This is a genomic window from Paraburkholderia ferrariae NBRC 106233, assembly GCF_000685035.1.
Lineage (GTDB): Bacteria > Pseudomonadota > Gammaproteobacteria > Burkholderiales > Burkholderiaceae > Paraburkholderia > Paraburkholderia ferrariae.
This window is the reverse complement of the sequence record NZ_BAYB01000026.1, coordinates 14,186-32,303: the sequence shown is the minus strand read 5'-3', so window position 1 is coordinate 32,303 and position 18,118 is coordinate 14,186. Positions and strand designations below refer to the sequence as shown.

12 protein-coding genes are annotated in these 18,118 nt (G+C 62.1%); all 12 read left to right on the top strand.

Annotated elements, in window-relative coordinates:
- Positions 1–29 precede the first annotated feature (29 nt).
- The 12 genes from oxc (at position 30) to BFE01S_RS25220 (ending at position 17,572) form a co-directional block, all read left to right on the top strand.
- Positions 30–1,742: an oxalyl-CoA decarboxylase gene (oxc, locus tag BFE01S_RS25275; RefSeq protein WP_028227903.1), complete on the top strand. Its 1,713-nt coding sequence runs from the start codon at positions 30–32 to the stop codon at positions 1,740–1,742.
- Positions 1,743–1,844: 102 nt separating this feature from the next.
- Entirely contained in the window at positions 1,845–3,020 is a 1,176-nt protein-coding gene (gene yfdE / locus BFE01S_RS25270) for a CoA:oxalate CoA-transferase (RefSeq protein WP_028227902.1), read from the top strand.
- A gap of 17 nt (positions 3,021–3,037) precedes the next feature.
- Complete coding sequence (locus BFE01S_RS25265) at positions 3,038–3,721, top strand: YoaK family protein (protein ID WP_042338514.1); 684 nt, start codon at positions 3,038–3,040, stop codon at positions 3,719–3,721.
- A gap of 57 nt (positions 3,722–3,778) precedes the next feature.
- On the top strand, positions 3,779–3,916 hold the full coding sequence (locus tag BFE01S_RS44550; RefSeq protein ID WP_156967146.1) for a hypothetical protein: 138 nt from the start codon (positions 3,779–3,781) through the stop codon (positions 3,914–3,916).
- Positions 3,916–5,037: an alpha/beta fold hydrolase gene (locus BFE01S_RS25255; RefSeq protein ID WP_028227900.1), complete on the top strand. Its 1,122-nt coding sequence runs from the start codon at positions 3,916–3,918 to the stop codon at positions 5,035–5,037. The genes BFE01S_RS44550 and BFE01S_RS25255 overlap by 1 nt, the downstream gene beginning before the upstream one ends.
- Positions 5,038–5,107: 70 nt before the next feature.
- Complete coding sequence (locus BFE01S_RS25250; RefSeq protein ID WP_052420979.1) at positions 5,108–6,382, top strand: MFS transporter; 1,275 nt, start codon at positions 5,108–5,110, stop codon at positions 6,380–6,382.
- 91 nt (positions 6,383–6,473) lie between these two features.
- Positions 6,474–8,132 carry an NAD(P)-binding protein gene (locus BFE01S_RS25245; RefSeq protein ID WP_028227898.1) on the top strand — a complete coding sequence of 553 codons (1,659 nt, stop codon included), beginning with the start codon at positions 6,474–6,476 and terminating at the stop codon, positions 8,130–8,132.
- Between the two features lie 11 nt (positions 8,133–8,143).
- Positions 8,144–11,722, top strand: coding sequence for a pyruvate:ferredoxin (flavodoxin) oxidoreductase (nifJ, locus tag BFE01S_RS40120; RefSeq protein WP_084170140.1), 3,579 nt, complete (start codon positions 8,144–8,146; stop codon positions 11,720–11,722).
- A gap of 45 nt (positions 11,723–11,767) precedes the next feature.
- Positions 11,768–12,790 (top strand): dihydroorotate dehydrogenase-like protein, encoded by a 1,023-nt coding sequence (locus tag BFE01S_RS25235; protein ID WP_028227897.1) that lies wholly within the window; start codon positions 11,768–11,770, stop codon positions 12,788–12,790.
- A gap of 11 nt (positions 12,791–12,801) precedes the next feature.
- Complete coding sequence (locus tag BFE01S_RS25230; protein WP_028227896.1) at positions 12,802–13,800, top strand: 2-hydroxyacid dehydrogenase; 999 nt, start codon at positions 12,802–12,804, stop codon at positions 13,798–13,800.
- Between the two features lie 68 nt (positions 13,801–13,868).
- On the top strand, positions 13,869–16,259 hold the full coding sequence (locus tag BFE01S_RS25225; protein WP_028227895.1) for a phosphoketolase family protein: 2,391 nt from the start codon (positions 13,869–13,871) through the stop codon (positions 16,257–16,259).
- Positions 16,259–17,572, top strand: coding sequence for an NRAMP family divalent metal transporter (locus BFE01S_RS25220; protein WP_028227894.1), 1,314 nt, complete (start codon positions 16,259–16,261; stop codon positions 17,570–17,572). Before BFE01S_RS25225 ends, BFE01S_RS25220 begins: the two co-directional genes overlap by 1 nt.
- Positions 17,573–18,118: the final 546 nt, after the last annotated feature.

Sequence of the window (18,118 nt, the reverse complement as noted above, 5' to 3'; positions counted from 1 at the left end):
TCACTTAATCAGCAGAACGGGGATTCAATATGGCAGACAGTCCTGCACAGGCCGAACTGACCGATGGCTTTCATCTGGTCGTCGAGGCGCTGAAACTCAACCGCATCGACACCATCTATGGCGTCGCCGGTATTCCGGTCACGGACCTCGCACGCCTTGCCCAGGCCGAGGGAATCCGGTACCTCGGTTTCCGTCACGAACAGTCGGCGGGAAATGCTGCCGCGATTTCGGGTTATCTCAGTCAATGGCCAGGTGTGTGCCTGACCGTCTCGGCACCCGGTTTCCTCAACGGGTTGGTTGCACTTGCGAACGCGACAACGAACGGCTTTCCGATGATCCAGATCAGCGGATCCAGCGACCGTGCGATCATCGATTTGCAGCAGGGCGACTACGAAGAGCTTGACCAGATGAACGCCGCGAAGCCATTCGCCAAGGCGGCGTTCCGGATCAACCGGCCGGAAGACATCGGCATCGGTGTCGCCCGAGCGATCCGGGCGGCGGTGTCGGGCCGTCCGGGAGGCGTGTACCTGGATCTCACCGCTGCGGCTTTGGCGGCCACTACCGACGCGGTATCCGGGCGCGCATCGCTCATTAAGGTCGTCGACCCGGCTCCTGCGCGCACCCCGTCGCAGGAGTCGGTGTCACGCGCCCTTTCGCTTCTCGCAAGTGCGCAGCGTCCGCTGGTTATCCTTGGCAAGGGTGCCGCCTATGCGCAGGCCGATGAGGCGATCCGCGCGTTTCTTGAGGAGACCGGCATCCCTTATCTGCCCATGTCGATGGCTAAAGGTTTGCTGCCTGACGACCATATCCAGTCTGCCGCAGCGGCGCGTTCCTTCGTATTGGGTCAGGCCGACGTTGTCATGCTCGTTGGTGCGCGCCTGAACTGGTTGCTCGGACATGGCAAGGCGCCGCAATGGTCCGCGGACGCCAAGCTGATCCAGGTCGACATCGAGCCCACGGAGTTCGACAGTAACCGCGCGATTTCCGCGCCGGTGGCCGGCGACATCGCTTCGGCGATGGCCGCGTTCCGGCAGGCTCTGTCAAAGACGCCCGTGCGCACGCCGGACGCGTGGACGGAAGCGATCAGCCAGCGCCGCAAGCACAATGAAGAGAAGATGGCGGCGAATCTGCAGGCCAATCCGGACCCGATGACGTTCCAGAGCGGGCTGCGTGCAGTGCGGGATGTTCTGGCGAACAATCCCGACGTCTATCTTGTCAACGAAGGCGCGAACACGCTGGACTTCGCGCGCAACATCATCGACATGAAGCTCCCGCGCAAGCGGCTTGATGCGGGAACGTGGGGCGTCATGGGCATAGGCATGGGGTATTCGATCGGAGCCGCAGTAACCGGTGGACAACCGGTTGTGGCGATCGAGGGAGACAGCGCATTCGGCTTTAGCGGCATGGAGATCGAAACCATTTGCCGTTACCGCCTGCCGGTTGTCATTGTGGTGTTCAACAATGGCGGGATTTATCACGGTGATGATATCAACCGGAGTGGCGGGACCGACCCGGGGCCGACGGTTCTGATGGGTTCTGCGCGTTACGACAGGTTGATCGAAGCTTTTGGCGGCAAGGGCTATCACGTTACCCGACCGGAAGAACTGATCGCAGCGCTGACGACGGCCCTTGCAGCCAAGGCGCCAACATTGATCAACTGCGTGATTGACCCCCATGCGGGCACGGAAAGCGGACATCTGAAGAACCTCAATCCGAAAAGCGGGTTGGCGGCGACGAAATAGGCAGGCGTCGGGTCACGCCGCGCGTCATCTGGGTGAGCGGCATCGCTTGTGGTCGAAACTCAGCCACGTCAAATCATGACGGGAAGAATAATGGACTCTTCAATGGACTCTTCATCAGTAGCAAGGGCGCGCCCGGACGGCCCGTTTTCGGACGTGCTCGTCATCGACCTGACGCACGTGCTTAACGGCCCGTTCGGGACGAATATCCTGACCGATCTTGGAGCAAGGGTGATCAAGGTCGAGCAACCGGGTCATGGCGACGATACGCGGCTGCTTGGCCCTTTCGTGGGCGACCAGTCGCTTTATTTCAGCTTTGTGAACCGGGGCAAGGAAAGCATCGTCCTGGATCTGAAGTCGGACGGCGACCGCGATATCTTCCTGAACATGGTGCGCGAGGCCGACGTGCTGGCGGAGAACTATCGCCCTGGCACAATGCAGCGCCTCGGGTTCTCCTACGAGGAGCTTGCGCGCATCAATCCGCGACTGATATATGCGTCCTCATCGGGTTTTGGCCAGACCGGACCGATGGCCGCGTACCCCGCCTACGATACGATCGTCCAGGCGATGAGCGGCATCATCGACGCGACCGGTTTCCCGGACGGCCCGCCAACCCGGGTCGGTACATCGCTCTCCGATCTGTGCGGCGGCATCTTCATGTTCAGCGGCATCGCGAGCGCGCTTTACGATCGGACCAGGACAGGCAAGGGTGCGCATATCGACGTCGCCATGTTCGATGCGACACTCGCCTTCCTCGAGCACGGGTTCATGTCCTACGTGGCAACCGGGAAGGCGCCGGGTCGCATCGGCAATCGCCATCCCTACATGGCGCCTTTCGACATCTACGAAGCACGCGACCGGCAGTTCGTGATCTGTGCCGGTAACGATTCGCTGTTTCTTAAACTGTGCAATGCGATTGGGCGGTCAGAACTCGTGGCCGACGGGCGCTTCTCGGACAACCATCATCGCATGGAGCATGCCGCTGCCCTCAAGGAAGCGCTTGAAGTGACGTTGCGTGAGCAGGACGCGGCGCACTGGCTGAAGGTCATTCACGAGGCCGGCGTTCCCGTGGGGCCGTTACTCGATATTGCGGAGGCCGCGGCATTGCCGCAGACAGCCGCACGCAACATGGTGATCGAGGCCGGCGGAGTGAAAATGCCGGGCAATCCGATCAAGCTCAGCAGCTATGCCGACCCGGCGATACGACCCGGTGCGCCGTCGCTGGACCAGCACGGCGCCGCCCTGCGGGCCGAGTTCCGTACTGACCGCAGCAGTTCCTGAGCGCGGGGAGAATCGGAATGGACATGTCAGTTGCACCCGCGGCCGCGCTCCCGCTGCGCGTCAACGTACGCCGCGTCGTCGCGCTCACGACCGTTTGTGGTTTCGTGGAGGTGATCGGGTACAAGGACGCGGGCGGGATTTATCCGGCCATCATGACCGGCAATACGGTGCAGTTGGGCTGGAGTCTGGCGCAGGCCGCATGGTCCCGTTTTGCGCTGCTTGCGTTTGCCATCGGTGCGTTCTTTATCGGCTGCATGATCGCGAGCGTGATCCGGCGTCACCTGAAGCGGCCGCCGCTCGAACTGTGCATCATGGCCGTGCTGCTCGTCATCGCCGGTGTCGTGCGCGGATATCCCGCGTTGCGGGTGCCGGCCGAACTCCCGATTCTGGCACTGGCGCTCGGGATGCAGGGGGAGACCATCAGTCGCTTCGGCGCCGTCTCCCTGCAGACGCTGGTCGTGACCAATAACATGGTGAAGTTTTCCGACACGTTCATTGGCCGATATTTTGGCGGCAGGCGTGCGACGGAAAAGCGCCCGTCTCTCGCCGACGTGCTCCTGCCTGGCCTTGCGTGGCTCACCTACAGCCTTTCGGCAGCCGTCGGTGCCATCATGGCAGGCCTGACGTCGGAACCGCTCATCATCCCTGTGCTGATCCTTGTCTTTGTCACGTTCGATCTGATCCGCCTTCCGGATCGTTGAACCCTATTCACGATGAGGCCATCAGATTCTGGCGGCCCCCGATCCGAGGACTTAATCATGGCAGACACTATGCCTCTGGACGCACTGATCGTCGGGCAGGCCCCCGATGCGCTGATCTGCTCGGACCGGAACGGCGTGATCATCCCTGGCCTGCCGGGTCGTGATCAATGCCAGTTCCAGCACGGAGATGCTTGATGGGTCGCTTACCTCGTAACAGAACTCCGATTCCGCCACTTCCTTTCTTCTGGCCGATGATGGCCGCAACGGCGATGTTCGAGGCCGGTACGGCATTGACCACGAGAAACCTCGCATTTCTGGCCGAAGAAGAAAAGCTGCATTCGGGTCTCCAACTCCAACCTTCGCTCGCAACGGTCAACCAGCCTGTCCTTGACCTTCGAACGATGGTGCTGCGGGATTACTCGAGCCCGGATGCCCGGGGTCTGCCGACCATAGTGGACGCGCCTTATGCCGGTCACCACTCGATGATTGCCGATTACCAGCCCGGTCAGAGCCTGATGGAGACGTTGCGTGATAACGGCGTTTCGCGGCTCTATCTGACCGACTGGAAGTCGGCGACCGAAGATATGAAGGACCTTGAGGTTGACCAGTATCTCGCGGAACTCAATGTTTGCGTTGACGAGCTGGGCGGTCGGGTCAATCTCGTCGGTCTTTGCCAGGGCGGCTGGATGTCGGCCATGTATGCCGCCCGGTTCCCGGAAAAGGTAGCCAGTCTCGTCCTGGCCGGCTCGCCGATAGATACCGATGCGGGAGACGGTCCGATCAAACGGATGGCACACGCCTGGCCTGAATCGTTTTACGAGGAGCTCGTCCGGTTGGGGGGCGGCCTGATGCGAGGGAAGTTCATGCTTCGGGGATGGAAGAACATGCACCCGGACCAGCACTACGTCTCGGAACACATCGATCTGTATGAGCACATTGATGATCCGGCTTACCTGAAAAAGGAAGAGGCTTTCGAGAGCTGGTACGAAAACCCGCTCGACCTCCCGGGGCGATGGTATCTGCAGGTCATCCGGCAAATTTTCCGGGAAAACCGGTTGGCGAAGGGAACGTTCGTTGCCCTCGGCCGCGTGCTGAACCTCAAGTCGATTACGTGTCCAGCCTACCTCCTTGCAGGGGAGTCGGACGACATTACAACGCCGGAACAGGTGTTCGACGCGACGAAGTATCTAGGTACGTCAGCCGGGAACGTCGTGAAGAAACTTGTGCCGGGCGGCCATATCGGTCTTTTCATGGGCTCGCGTACGTTGAAAAACACCTGGCCCGGAATCGCTGCGTGGATTGCAGCGAGCACTTAAACGCAGGAGAGGTAGCCAGCAGCGTACTTCCCGGGTTGTTGAACGTAGTCGTTAAGACAGGAAGGTTCCGATGGCAAGCGTAACGCCCAGTTCTTCGTCGACCCTGACGGCTCGTGAGCCGATGCATATCGGCTTTGTGATCGCCTGGCTCTTCTGCATCATCTTCTACTTCGGGCAGTACGCGTTGCGATCGGCGCCAGGGGTGATGGTCCCGGAGCTGTCCGCAGCATTCGGCCGCGATGCGGTGGGTGTCAGTGCGCTTGTCGGCCTGTACTACTACACCTATTCACTGTTTTCGATTGTCGCGGGTGCGGCCCTCGACCGGCTTGGTGGGAAGAGCGTGATTCCGGTGGGGATCGTGCTCGTCGCCGTCGGGGCGGTCCTGTTCGGTCTGGGGAGCGTCCAGTCAGCAGGGATTGGCCGGCTTCTCCAGGGCGCCGGATCCGCCTGCGCGTTCACCGGGGCGGTCTATCTCGCGACGCATGGTTTTCCGCCACGCTACCTCGCAACTGCAGTCGGATTTACGCAGTGCTTCGGGATGCTCGGCGGCTCGGCAGGACAGTTTGCAGTAGGCCCCCTTATCCATGGCCTCGTCACCTGGCAACAGTTCTGGTGGCTGTCAGGAGCAGGCCTTCTCGTGATCGCTTTGCTGGTGTTTCTCGCCACACCGTCCGGCCACGACGCGGGACCGGCAAGCCGGGGTTCATGGGCAAAGATGTTCGCGCCGTACAGGACAGTGTTGACCAATCCGCAATCGTATCTGTGCGGTTTTTGCGCCGGTCTGCTCTTCCTTCCGACCACCATCGGCGACATGATCTGGGGCGTGCCGTTTCTGCGTAACGGGCTGGAAGTCGGTTACGCCGAGGCGGTAAACCGGGCGAGCATGGTCCCGCTTGGCTGGGTCATCGGTTGTCCGCTGCTGGGTTACCTGTCCGATCACATCGGCCGGCGCAAACCAGTGCTGTTCGCCGGGGCACTGCTGATGCTCGCGTCCGGCGCGGGCATCCTCTATCTGCCTGCCGGCGTGGCACCGCACTATGTGCTCGGCCTGCTGCTGGGTGTCGGTTCGGGCGCGGCGATGTTGCCGTATTCGGTGATCAAGGAAGTTAATCCGGATAACGTCAAGGGCAGTGCGACCGGGGCAATCAACTTCCTGGTGTTTACGTTCAGTGCATGGCTCACGCCTCTGTTCGGCCGGTTGCTGGCGCGTTACGCCGGCGGTGGCCCAATCAACCTGCCGGTATTCCGGGAAGCTGGAGGCTGGTTGCTTGGCGGCATTGTCGTCGCAATGTTGCTTGCGCTGTTTCTGAAGGAAACCGGGCCACAGGCAAGGACCACGAGATAGGTGCTCTTGTCCCTGGGACGGGTCGCGACATCCGGCATACAGAAACCGGAGCGCGAATCCACGGATACCCCACATACGAATGGAGGTTCGAATGAACATCCGCCTGCAAAACATGAGTCCTGCCGTGGACCTGACCCGTCGGCAGGCGACGGGGCCGGTGCGCACGCAGCATCCGGTCTGGCACGATCTGCTGCCACCCTGCAACGACGCGTGCCCCGCCGGCGAGGACATCCAGGGCTGGCTCGCGCTGGCGCAGGCCGGAAAGTACGAAGCCGCGTGGCGACGCCTGGTCACGGATAATCCATTTCCCGCCATCCACGGTCGGGTTTGCTATCACCCATGCGAGACGGCATGCAATCGGGGCTCGCTCGACAGCGCGGTTTCCGTGCACGCGGTAGAGCGCTTTCTCGGCGATCAGGCGCTTGAGCACGGCTGGCAGGTCACGCCAGCACCGCCCTCTGGCAGGCGCGTGCTGATCGTGGGCGCCGGGCCATGCGGTCTTTCCGCCGCATGGCATCTTGCCCTGCGCGGTCATTCGGTCGAGATCCATGAGGCGGGCCCGGTAGCCGGCGGCATGCTGCACTTCGGGATTCCGGCATACCGGTTGCCGCGCGATGTCCTGGACCATGAGATCGGTCGCCTCGAGTCGCTTGGCATCCGTATTGTGCTGAACCGGAAGGTGGAGGACGTGCTCTCGGAGAAGTCGACGGGCCGCTTTGATGCGGTGCTGCTTGCCATAGGTGCCCAGGTGGCCCGGCACATCGACATTCCGGCTCGCGATGCGGCGCGGGTGCTCGACGCGGTTACGTTGCTGCGCGCGGCCGGCACGGGGGAGCGGCCGCAACTGGGGCGGCGCGTGATGGTGTACGGCGGCGGGAATACCGCGATGGATGCGGCGCGCACCGCGCGTCGGCTGGGCGCGGAAGAAGCGGTGATCGTCTATTACCGTGACCGCGAGCACATGGGCGCGCTGCCGTTCGAAGCTGCAGAGGCGCTGGAAGAGGGCGTGCGCATCCAGTGGCTGTCGAGTATCCGGGACGTTGACGGGACGTCCGTCCGGGTGGAAAAGATGCGTCTGGATGGCAATGGCCGCGCGCAGCCGACCGGCGAGTACGAGACGCTGGAAGCCGATTCGCTGATTCTCGCACTCGGCCAGCAAACCGACACGGGATTCCTGCGCACTGTCCAGGGCATTGGCTTCGCAGCGGATGGCACAGTGATTGTCGGCGAGGATTTTCAGACGGGCTGCGCCGGCATTTTCGCGGGCGGCGACATGACGCCGGCAAACCGCACGGTGACCACGGCGACGGGCCACGGCAAACGCGCGGCCCGTCACATCGACGCGTGGCTTGGCGGCGCCTCGCTCATCAGGTCTGAGCGCCATGCAGTCGTCGGATTCGATGCGCTGCACCTGCCACTGTACAGCGATGCGATACCGTCCACCCAGCCCGCACTGCCTGTCGGCGAGCGCGGTGGTTTCGAGGAGGTGCTTGGCAGCCTTGACGAAGGCCAGGCGCTTCACGAGGCGCGTCGTTGCCTCTCCTGCGGCAACTGCTACGAGTGCGACAACTGCTACGCCGCGTGTCCGACCCAGGCCATCGAGCGGCTCGGGCCAACCAGGGGCTATCAGGTGAGACTCGAGCGTTGTACCGGTTGCGCGGTCTGTTTTGAACAGTGCCCTTGCCATGCGATCGACATGGTGCCGGAGACGGACGCGATTGCTGTCCCTGCCATGGAGGTCCCGCGATGACCCGGAGCACGATGGATGGCAATACGGCGGTTGCGACCGTTGCCTATAAACTGAACGAAGTGTGTGCGATCTTCCCGATCACGCCGTCCTCGCCGATGGCGGAGCTGGCGGATCAATGGACGGCAGAAGGCATTCAGAACCTGTGGGGCAATCTGCCGGTCGTGCAGGAGATGCAGGCAGAAGGAGGTGCCGCGGGCGCAGTGCACGGCGCGTTGCAATCGGGTGCGTTGACGACGACGTTCACCGCATCCCAGGGGCTGATGCTGATGCTGCCCAACATGTACAAGATCGCAGGCGAGCTGACTTCGACGGTCTTTCATGTGGCGGCCCGCTCACTCGCGACGTCAGCACTGTCAATCTTCGGCGATCACTCCGACGTGATGGCCGCGCGGATGACGGGCTTTGCACTGCTCAGCGCCGCTTCGGTGCAGGAGGCGCACGACAGCGCACTCATTGCACAGGCTGCAACCCTCGAATCGCGCGTGCCGTTCCTTCATTTCTTCGATGGATTTCGTACGTCTCACGAACTGAACACGCTCGAACTGCTCGACGATGACGTGCTGCGCGCGATGATTGACGACGAACTGATCCGTGCGCATCGTGGCCGCGCCCTCAGTCCCGAGCGGCCGTTCGTGCGCGGCACGGCACATAATCCCGACACTTATTTCCAGGCCCGCGAGGCGGTCAACCGCTATTACGATGCGGTCCCGGGTATTGTCGAAAAGCTCATGAACAGCTTTGGTGACCTGACCGGGCGCCGTTACCGGCTGTTCGAATATGCCGGCGCGCCGGACCCGGAACACGTCATCGTGCTGATGGGCTCGGGCGCGCAAACCGTGCAGGAAACCGTCAAGACGCTTACCGCGCAGGGTCGCAGGGTAGGCGTGCTGCAGGTGCGGCTTTACCGGCCGTTTTCAGCCGCCCATTTCCTGGCGGAGTTGCCTGCGTCGGTCACGCGTATCGCCGTTCTGGAACAGACCAAGGAGCCGGGTGCTTCGGGGGAGCCACTTTACCAGGACGTGGTCGCGACGCTGGCAAACGCGTTCAGTCGCGGCGAGCGTGCATCGTTGCCGCTGGTGACCGGTGGCCGCTATGGGATCTCAAGCAAGGACTTCACCCCGGCGATGGCGAAGGCCGTGTTCGATGAACTGGAACAATCGCAGCCGCGTCATAGCTTCAGCGTGGGGATAGAAGACGACGTCACGCATCTGAGTCTCGATTACGATCCGGCATTCGACATCGAGCCGGACGATGTGACGCGGGCCGTTTTTTACGGACTGGGTGCGGACGGCACGGTCGGCGCGAACAAGAACAGCGTGAAAATCATCGGCGAGGACACCGGCAACTATGCGCAGGGCTACTTCGTGTACGACTCGCACAAGTCCGGCGCGCAGACGGTATCGCATCTGCGTTTCGGCCCACGCCCGATTCACGCGCCGTACCTGATCAGCCGGGCTGGCTTCGTGGCATGCCATCGTTTCGACTTCCTTGAGCGCGTGGACGTGTTGCAATACGCCGCGCCGGGCGCGACCTTCCTGCTCAACGCGCCCTATTCCGCTGACGCAGTATGGGAGTACCTGCCGCGCCCGGTGCAGCAGACGATCATCGACCGCAAGCTGAACGTCTATGTGATCGATGCGTCGGCCGCCGCGCGCGAACTGGGTCTCGGCTTTCGCGTGAATACGCTGCTGCAGACCTGTTTCTTTGCACTGTCCGGCGTATTGCCACGCGATGAGGCGATCGCGGCGATCAAGAGGGCAATCCGCAAAACATACGGACGACAGGGCGAGCGGGTCGTACAGATGAACGACGCCGCGGTCGATGGCGCGCTGGCCCGAATGCAACAGGTGAAGGTGCCGGAGACGGCGGACGGCGGCGAGCCCCCGCCAGTCGTGCCGATCGATGCACCCGGTTTCGTGCGCGACGTTACTGCGATGATGTTCGCCGGCAAGGGTGATGCCATTCCCGTCAGCCTCATGCCTGCGGACGGCACGTTCCCGTCGGGCACGAGCGCTTACGAGAAACGCAACGTGTCCGACACGGTGCCGCAGTGGCGCAGCGACCTGTGCATCCAGTGCGGGCAGTGCGGTTTCGTGTGTCCCCATGGCGTGATCCGCGCCCGCTATTTTCACGAGGATCGCCTCGCCGGCGCCCCGGAATCGTTTCCGTCCGCCCCTGTCAATGCTCGCGGCTATCCGGAAGCCCGTTTTTCGCTGCAGATCTATGTCGAGGACTGCACCGGATGCGGGCTGTGTGTCGAAGCCTGTCCTGCATACAGCGCCGTGGAGCCGGAAACGAAGGCCCTGAATATCGTCGACAAGCTGCCTGTCCTGGAGCTGGAGCGCGGCAACATCCGCTTCTTCGAATCGCTGCCGGTCAATGACCGGGCCCGCGTCGATTTTGCAAACGTGCGGGGCGTTCAGTTCCTCCAGCCGTTGTTCGAGTTCCCGGGGGCATGCGCGGGGTGTGGGGAAACGCCGTATCTGCGCCTGCTAAGCCAGCTTTTCGGCGACCGGCTGCAGATCGCGAATGCGACGGGGTGCTCCTCGATCTACGGCGGCAATCTGCCCGTTACGCCGTGGTCGAAGGATAAGGAAGGCCGGGGGCCAGCATGGTCGAACTCGCTGTTCGAGGATAACGCGGAGTTCGGGCTGGGCTTCCGGCTCGCAGCCGATCAGCAACTGGCGCTCGCGCACCGCCGGCTCAAGGAGCTGGCGCCGCAGGTTGGCGCAGATCTCGCAGCGGCCATCCTGGAGGGACCCCAGACGCAGGAGTCCGACATTCGTGCACAGCGTGAGCGTGTGGCACTGCTGAAGACCCGTCTGCTGGGGCTCCCCGATGATGTACGGGCAAGTGACCTGCTGTCAGTGGTCGACCACCTCGTTCGGCGCAGTATCTGGCTTGTCGGCGGAGATGGCTGGGCCTATGACATCGGTTATGGCGGCCTCGATCATGTGCTCGCACAGGGCCGTGACGTGAATGTGCTCGTGCTCGACACCGAGGTGTATTCGAACACCGGCGGGCAATCGTCGAAGGCAACACCGCTCGCGGCGGTCGCCAAGTTCGCGGCGGCTGGCAAACGCGTGCCCCGAAAGGATCTGGCATTGCAGGCGATCGCCTATGGCAACATCTATGTCGCCCAGGTCGCGATGGGTGCGAACCCGCAGCAGACCCTGCAGGCGTTTCGTGAGGCGGAGGCTTACGACGGTCCGTCGCTGATTCTCGCGTATAGCCATTGCATTGCGCACGGTATCGACATGCGTCAGGGCATGCACCAGCAGGCGCTCGCGACGGTCAGTGGTTACTGGCCCCTGTTCCGCTATAACCCGGCCATGCGACAGGTCGGTGCGAATCCTTTCCAGCTCGACTCGTTGCGGCCTTCCATTCCGCTGAAAGACTATGCGTACAACGAGATCCGCTACAGTTCGCTGGCTGAGAGCGACGGTGATACGGCGGCCCGTCTGCTGGACGCGGCACAACGATGGGTCGACGAAAAGTTTCGCCAGTACGAGGATCTTGCGGCCCGCGACGGCAGCCGGTTCTGGAACAATGCGCCGTCCGTCAACGGTGCCAGCAGGGTCGACGCATGACGGCCGCATATCGCGCCCGCATGTGTATTACGAGGAGAACGCGCAATGGATCTGACGACATCCTGGCTCGGGTTGACGCTGGGTAATCCGCTCGTCGCATCGGCATCGCCCGCGAATGGGCAACTCGATCATCTGATGCGTCTGGAGGATGCCGGCGCGGCCGCTGTCGTGCTGCCGTCGCTCTTCGAAGAGCAGATCGACGCCGTGGGCAGCCGGCGCGAGGCGATCCTCTCGATGGGCGTCGATCATAGCGCCGAAGCGCCCCAGCACTATCTTCCTCCGGTACACATTGCGTCCGGCCCATACGGGCTTCTTCCCGAGCGCTACCTGGATCTGGTGCGTCGCGCGCGCGATCGTCTGTCTATTCCCGTGATTGCGAGCATGAACGGGACGACGCCCGGGGGCTGGCTGGACCATGGGCGGCAGCTTCAGCAGGCGGGTGCGCACGCGCTCGAGTTGAACCTGTTTGCGGTACCGACCGATCTTTCGGAAAGCGGTTCAGCGATCGAGATGCGCTACGTCAGGACCGTGCAGGAACTCCACGGAGCCCTCACGATCCCGTTATCCGTAAAGATGGGGCCATACTTCACCAACGTGGGAAACATGGCAAGCCGTTTTGTGGAGGCAGGCGCTGCCGGACTCGTGATATTCAACCGGTTTGTGCAGCCGGACATCGATCTGTATCGGCTTACCCTTTCGAGCGAGCCGGTCCTGAGTCAGCCGGTTGACATACGCCTGCCGCTGCAGTGGATCGGGCTGCTGGCAGGACGGGTGCAGGCGTCGCTCGCCGCGTCGACCGGGGTGGAGAATGCCGAACAGGCGATCAAATACCTCTATGCGGGCGCGGACGTGGTCATGGTGACGTCAGCGGTATTGCGCGACGGTCCAGGCTGTTTCAGCACGATACTGCGCGGGCTGGACGAGTGGCTCGAGACTCGGGGCGTTGCTTCGCTTGATGGTATCCGCGGTGCGATGAGCTTTGCGCGCCTGAAAGACCCGAGGGCATACACCCGCGGGCAATATCTCGCCCAGCTTCAGGCGTGGAGTGGGCGCCATCTGGATGCATAGCGGAGAGACGGATGCGGATTACCGTTTTTAGCAGTCAACCGTACGACCGGCGCTTTCTCGAAGAGAGCCTGCAACGCCATGGGGCCGGGCTGGATGTCGAGTTCGTGTATCAGGAAGCGTCGCTTTCGAACCAGACCGTCTCTCTGGCTCAGGGGGCAGACGCCGTTTGCGTTTTCGTGAATGACAGGCTCGACGCGGCGGTACTCGAAGCGCTGGCCGGGCAAGGCGTGCGTGCCATCTTTTTGCGTTGCGCAGGCTTCAACAATGTCGACATCCAGGCATCGGAAAGGCTGGGGTTTTTCGTGGCCCGCGTGCCGGCGTATTCTCCCGAAGCGGTCGCAGAACATGCGCTCGCACTGGTGATGACGCTCAACCGGCATACCAACCGCGCGTGGTTGCGCGTGCGCGAAGGCAATTTTTCGCTGGATGGACTGCTCGGTATGACGCTGTCGGGCAAGACGGTCGGCATCGTCGGGACGGGCCGGATCGGTATGGCCACCGCGCGTATCTTCAAGGGCATCGGATGCCGGGTCCTGGGCTTCGATGTATCGGTCTCGTCGGCGTTCGCGGAACTCGGAACCCAGGTGTCGCTCGACGTTCTTCTTGCACAGTCCGACATCGTGTCGCTGCACTGTCCACTAACCGACGCTAACCGGCATATGATCGACGGCGATACGCTGGGACAGATGAAACGCGGCGCCATGCTGGTCAACACGTCGCGGGGCGGCCTGATCGACACGCGTGCCGTTATTGATGCCCTGAGAAGCAGGCATCTTGGCTCTCTCGCAATCGACGTGTACGAGCAGGAAGAGATTCTTTTCTTTCGTGACCGCTCGTCGAACATTCTGGATGACGACGTGTTCCAGTTGCTGCTGACCTTTCCCAACGTTCTCGTGACGGGACACCAAGGTTTTTTTACGGTCGAGGCAATGCGTGAGATAGCCGAAGTCACGCTGTATAACATCCGCTGTTTTGTTTCGGCAGTGGCATGCCCGAATGCGATCGTGTGACCAGCTCGCGGTGGGATGCCACCAACCTGGCAGGCGCCCGACGCCCCATATTCCCCCTGGGAGCCATGATGACTGATTCTCCGAGCCAGAAACCGTTGCCGGATCATGTGGTGCGCAACATGGACCGCTACTGGCTGGCCTGCAACTATCTTTCCGCGGGCATGATCTACCTGCGCGATAACCCCTTGCTGCGCGAACCTTTGAAACCGGAACATATCAAGAACCGGCTGCTAGGCCATTGGGGTTCCGATCCGGGACAGAGCTTCGTGCTCGTGCACCTGGATCGCGTCATCCGCGAGCGGAACCTCGACGTGATTTTCATCTCCGGCCCCGGGCACGGCGCGCCGGCGACGCTTTCACACGCCTATCTCGAAGGGCACTATTCGGAGATCTACCCGGACTGCACGGAGGATGAGCCTGGCATGCGACGGTTTTTTCGTCAGTTCTCCTTTCCGGGGGGCATCGGCTCGCATTGCACACCGGAAACGCCGGGGTCCATTCACGAGGGCGGTGAGCTTGGCTACAGTCTCTCGCACGCCTACGGCGCGGCATTCGATAACCCGGATCTGGTTGTGACAGTGGCGGTCGGTGATGGCGAGGCCGAAACCGGGCCGCTTGCGACGTCGTGGCACTCGAACAAGTTTCTCAATCCGGTTCGCGACGGGGCGGTGTTGCCGGTGCTCCATCTGAATGGCTACAAGATTGCGAACCCCACCATCCTCGCGCGGATTCCGCACGAAGAGCTCGAGGCGCTGTTCATCGGGTATGGCCACAAGCCCTACTTCGTCGAGGGTGACGATCCGGTGACGATGCACCAGAAAATGGCCGCCACGCTCGATACGTGTCTGGATGAAATTCGTGCGATCCAGCGGCATGCGCGCGAAACCGGCGACACGACGCGGCCGCGCTGGCCCATGATCGTGTTACGCACGCCGAAGGGATGGACGGGGCCGAAGGAAGTTGGCGGCCACAGTGTCGAAGGATCGTGGCGCGCCCATCAGGTGCCTGTCCTGGATCCTGCCACGAACCCTGAAAGCCTGAAGCTGGTAGAGGACTGGCTGCGCAGCTATGCGCCGCAGGACCTGTTCGACGAGCGGGGCCGGCTGGTTCCTGAACTGCGCGAACTGTCCCCGCGGGGCGACCGTCGGATCAGCGCCAATCCGCACGCGAACGGCGGACTGCTTTCGCGCGCGCTCGACATGCCGGAGTTTCGTGACTACGCGATCGAGGTGAGGGGGCCGGGCAGCAGGTATGTTCCGACGACCGAGGTGCTCGGCCGTTTCCTGCGCGACGTCATGCGACGGAACATGACCTCCTTCCGCATGTTCGGACCGGACGAGACGGCCAGCAACCGCCTGACGGCGGTCTACGAGGCGTCGCCCAAGACCTGGCTGGCGCAGACCGAACCATCCGATGCCGACGGCGGGGATCTTTCGCCGGATGGCCGGGTCATGGAGATGCTGAGTGAACACACGCTCGAAGGGTGGCTTGAAGGGTATCTGCTCACAGGCCGTCACGGTTTTTTTGCGACCTACGAAGCATTCGTGCACGTGATCGACTCGATGTTCAACCAGCACGCCAAGTGGCTCGAGAAATCAAAGCGCGACCTGGACTGGCGCAAGCCGGTGCCGTCGCTGAACCTGCTCATTACTTCGCTCGTATGGCGGCAGGACCACAACGGCTTTACCCACCAGGACCCGGGCTTCCTTGATGTCGTCACAAATAAAAGTCCGGATGTTGTCCGCATTTACCTCCCGCCTGACGCGAACTGTCTGCTGAGCGTGACCGATCACTGCCTGCGCTCCCGCGACTACGTGAATGTCATTGTCGCCGACAAGCAGCCCCATCTGCAGTATCTGGATGCCAATGCCGCTGCCGTTCACTGCACGAAGGGCATTGGCATCTGGGACTGGGCGTCGACCGACCAGGGCGCGGACCCGGACGTTGTGATGGCCTGCGCCGGTGACATCGCAACCATGGAGGCACTGGCCGCGGTGGAAATCCTCAGATCGCATTTCCCTGATCTGAAGATCCGCTTCGTCAACGTGGTGGATCTGTTCCGCCTGATGCCGGACACCGACCATCCGCACGGGCTGTCCGACCGGGACTTCGATTCGCTGTTCACGACGGACAGGCCGGTGATCTTCAATTTCCATTCCTATGCGTCGCTCGTGCACAAGCTGACCTACAACCGGGCCAACCATCGCAACATGCACGTCCACGGTTACCGCGAGAAAGGCAACATCAACACGCCACTCGAACTGGCGATCATCAACCAGGTGGACCGTTTCTCGCTGGCCATCGACGTCATCGACCGCGTGCCGGCGCTGCGCACGGTCGGCGCGCATACGAAGGAGTGGCTGCGCGGCCAGATCATCGAACATCTCGCCTACGCGCATGCGGAAGGGATCGATCCGGACGCGATCCGGAACTGGACCTGGCCAGGGGCTGCAAGCTGATGCGCGGCACCGACCTCCCGCCGGAGCCGGCAAGCGTCGCGGGCGACCCGGTGGTCGGCCCCAGCAAGCCGCGCCTTCTTGGCGTACTGGGGCCGGGACTGATCACGGGGGCATCCGACGACGATCCCAGTGGGATCGCAACGTACAGCCAGGTCGGTGCAGCCTTCGGATATGGCCTGTCATGGACGCTGCTCTTCAGCTACCCGCTCATGGTCGCGATCCAGATGATCAGCGCGCGCATCGGGCGCACGACCGGCCATGGCATCGCGGGCGTGCTGCGGCGCCACTATCCGAACTGGCTGCTGCAGTGGGTCGTGGTACTGCTGCTGGTGGCCAATGTCATTAATCTGGGCGCGGACCTGGGGGCGATGGCCGACGCAATGGCACTTCTCGTCGCCGGGCCGAAATGGCTGTACGTGCTGTTCTTTGCCGTAATCTGCGTGAGCATGCAACTGCTGCTGCAGTACACACGCTACGTGTCGGTGCTGAAGTGGTTCACCCTCTCGCTGTTCGCTTACTTTGCGGTGGTGGCCGTGGTCCATATTGACTGGGCTAGTCTGGCCCGTCATTTCTTCGTGCCGCACATCGGCTGGACATCGGACTATCTCACCGCCGTCGTTGCCGTATTTGGAACGACCATCAGCCCGTATCTGTTCTTCTGGCAATCGGAGGAAGAGGTCGAGGACATGCGCGCCCATCCGCGGCGGCTGAGCCTGTTGCAAGCACCGGAGCAGGGCGGCAAGGCGCTACACCGCATCGAAATCGACACGCTGCTGGGCATGGGGTTGTCGAACCTGGTGGCCCTTGCGATTCTTGCTACCACGGCGGCGACGTTGAATGTCACAGGCATCGTCGACATCCAGACGTCCGCGCAGGCAGCACAGGCGCTGCGTCCCGTTGCAGGCAGATTCGCCGCGCTCTTTTTTACGACCGGTATCGTGGGAACCGGCCTGCTTTCCGTCCCCGTTCTGGCGGGCTCGGCGGCCTGTGCGATCGGCGAGGCTCGTGACTGGCCGGTGGGTTTCACGCGCAAGGTGCAGGAAGCAAAAGCGTTCTATGCCACGATCGCTATCGCGACGCTCATCGGCATGATCGTGAACTTCACTGCTATCAATCCTATCGCGGCGCTGTACTGGAGTGCCGTGATCAACGGAGTCGTCGCTGTTCCGTTGATGGTTGTCATGATGATGCTCGTGTCGCGGGTCGACATCATGGGTCGGTTTACCGCGCGCGGGTGGCTCAGGTTCCTCGGCTGGGCCGCTACCGCCGCCATGCTCTTGATCGCGCTGGCAATGCTTGTGACGCTGTTCTGACGCAGACCGCGGAAATTTAGAGCTGGTTGTCGGGGGGTAAGGGCAATGGACCTGCCCTTAGGGACGTCCAGGAAGACGCGAGGATTAGCACTCCACCAGGGCATTTTCGGGTTCGGACAGAGCGCGTACATCTGCCGATTGATTAGTTATACGAATAATATGGTGGAGCGCTCAAGCCGCTGGGCGAAGATGCGTCCGATCAGCTCGATACGTGGTGAGCAACCGGTGAAGTCATCTTGATTGCGTAAGGCTCGAAGGCGAGGATCGTGTCCATCTAAATTTGAACTGCACCCAAAGAGTTGGACCTCCTTTTGAGGTGCTTTTATGCGATACAGCGAGAAGAAGAAGTTGGCTGCAACGGAAGATGATTGCTCGGGCCACGACGGTCTCATACGGGTATGCCGGCGCGTGCCGCGACCGTCGCCTGGCCCAGATTCTTATGTATTCGTAGTGTTTTCAGGCTCTGCCCAATTTCGACCTCTACCTCTTCGGGCGTGAACGAGCACTGTGCGATGTTCGTGGGTTTCATCTGTGAGCCCGGTAGAG

What these genes read in the sequence shown, in the direction of transcription:
- BFE01S_RS44550 (WP_156967146.1), top strand. Translation starts at nt 3,779, where the DNA reads ATGGCAGACACTATGCCTCTGGACGCACTGATCGTCGGGCAGGCCCCC.
- oxc (WP_028227903.1), top strand. Translation starts at nt 30, where the DNA reads ATGGCAGACAGTCCTGCACAGGCCGAACTGACCGATGGCTTTCATCTG.
- BFE01S_RS25225 (WP_028227895.1), top strand. Translation starts at nt 13,869, where the DNA reads ATGACTGATTCTCCGAGCCAGAAACCGTTGCCGGATCATGTGGTGCGC.
- BFE01S_RS25235 (WP_028227897.1), top strand. Translation starts at nt 11,768, where the DNA reads ATGGATCTGACGACATCCTGGCTCGGGTTGACGCTGGGTAATCCGCTC.
- nifJ (WP_084170140.1), top strand. Translation starts at nt 8,144, where the DNA reads ATGGATGGCAATACGGCGGTTGCGACCGTTGCCTATAAACTGAACGAA.
- BFE01S_RS25265 (WP_042338514.1), top strand. Translation starts at nt 3,038, where the DNA reads ATGGACATGTCAGTTGCACCCGCGGCCGCGCTCCCGCTGCGCGTCAAC.
- BFE01S_RS25245 (WP_028227898.1), top strand. Translation starts at nt 6,474, where the DNA reads ATGAACATCCGCCTGCAAAACATGAGTCCTGCCGTGGACCTGACCCGT.
- BFE01S_RS25230 (WP_028227896.1), top strand. Translation starts at nt 12,802, where the DNA reads ATGCGGATTACCGTTTTTAGCAGTCAACCGTACGACCGGCGCTTTCTC.
- BFE01S_RS25255 (WP_028227900.1), top strand. Translation starts at nt 3,916, where the DNA reads ATGGGTCGCTTACCTCGTAACAGAACTCCGATTCCGCCACTTCCTTTC.
- BFE01S_RS25250 (WP_052420979.1), top strand. Translation starts at nt 5,108, where the DNA reads ATGGCAAGCGTAACGCCCAGTTCTTCGTCGACCCTGACGGCTCGTGAG.
- BFE01S_RS25220 (WP_028227894.1), top strand. Translation starts at nt 16,259, where the DNA reads ATGCGCGGCACCGACCTCCCGCCGGAGCCGGCAAGCGTCGCGGGCGAC.
- yfdE (WP_028227902.1), top strand. Translation starts at nt 1,845, where the DNA reads ATGGACTCTTCATCAGTAGCAAGGGCGCGCCCGGACGGCCCGTTTTCG.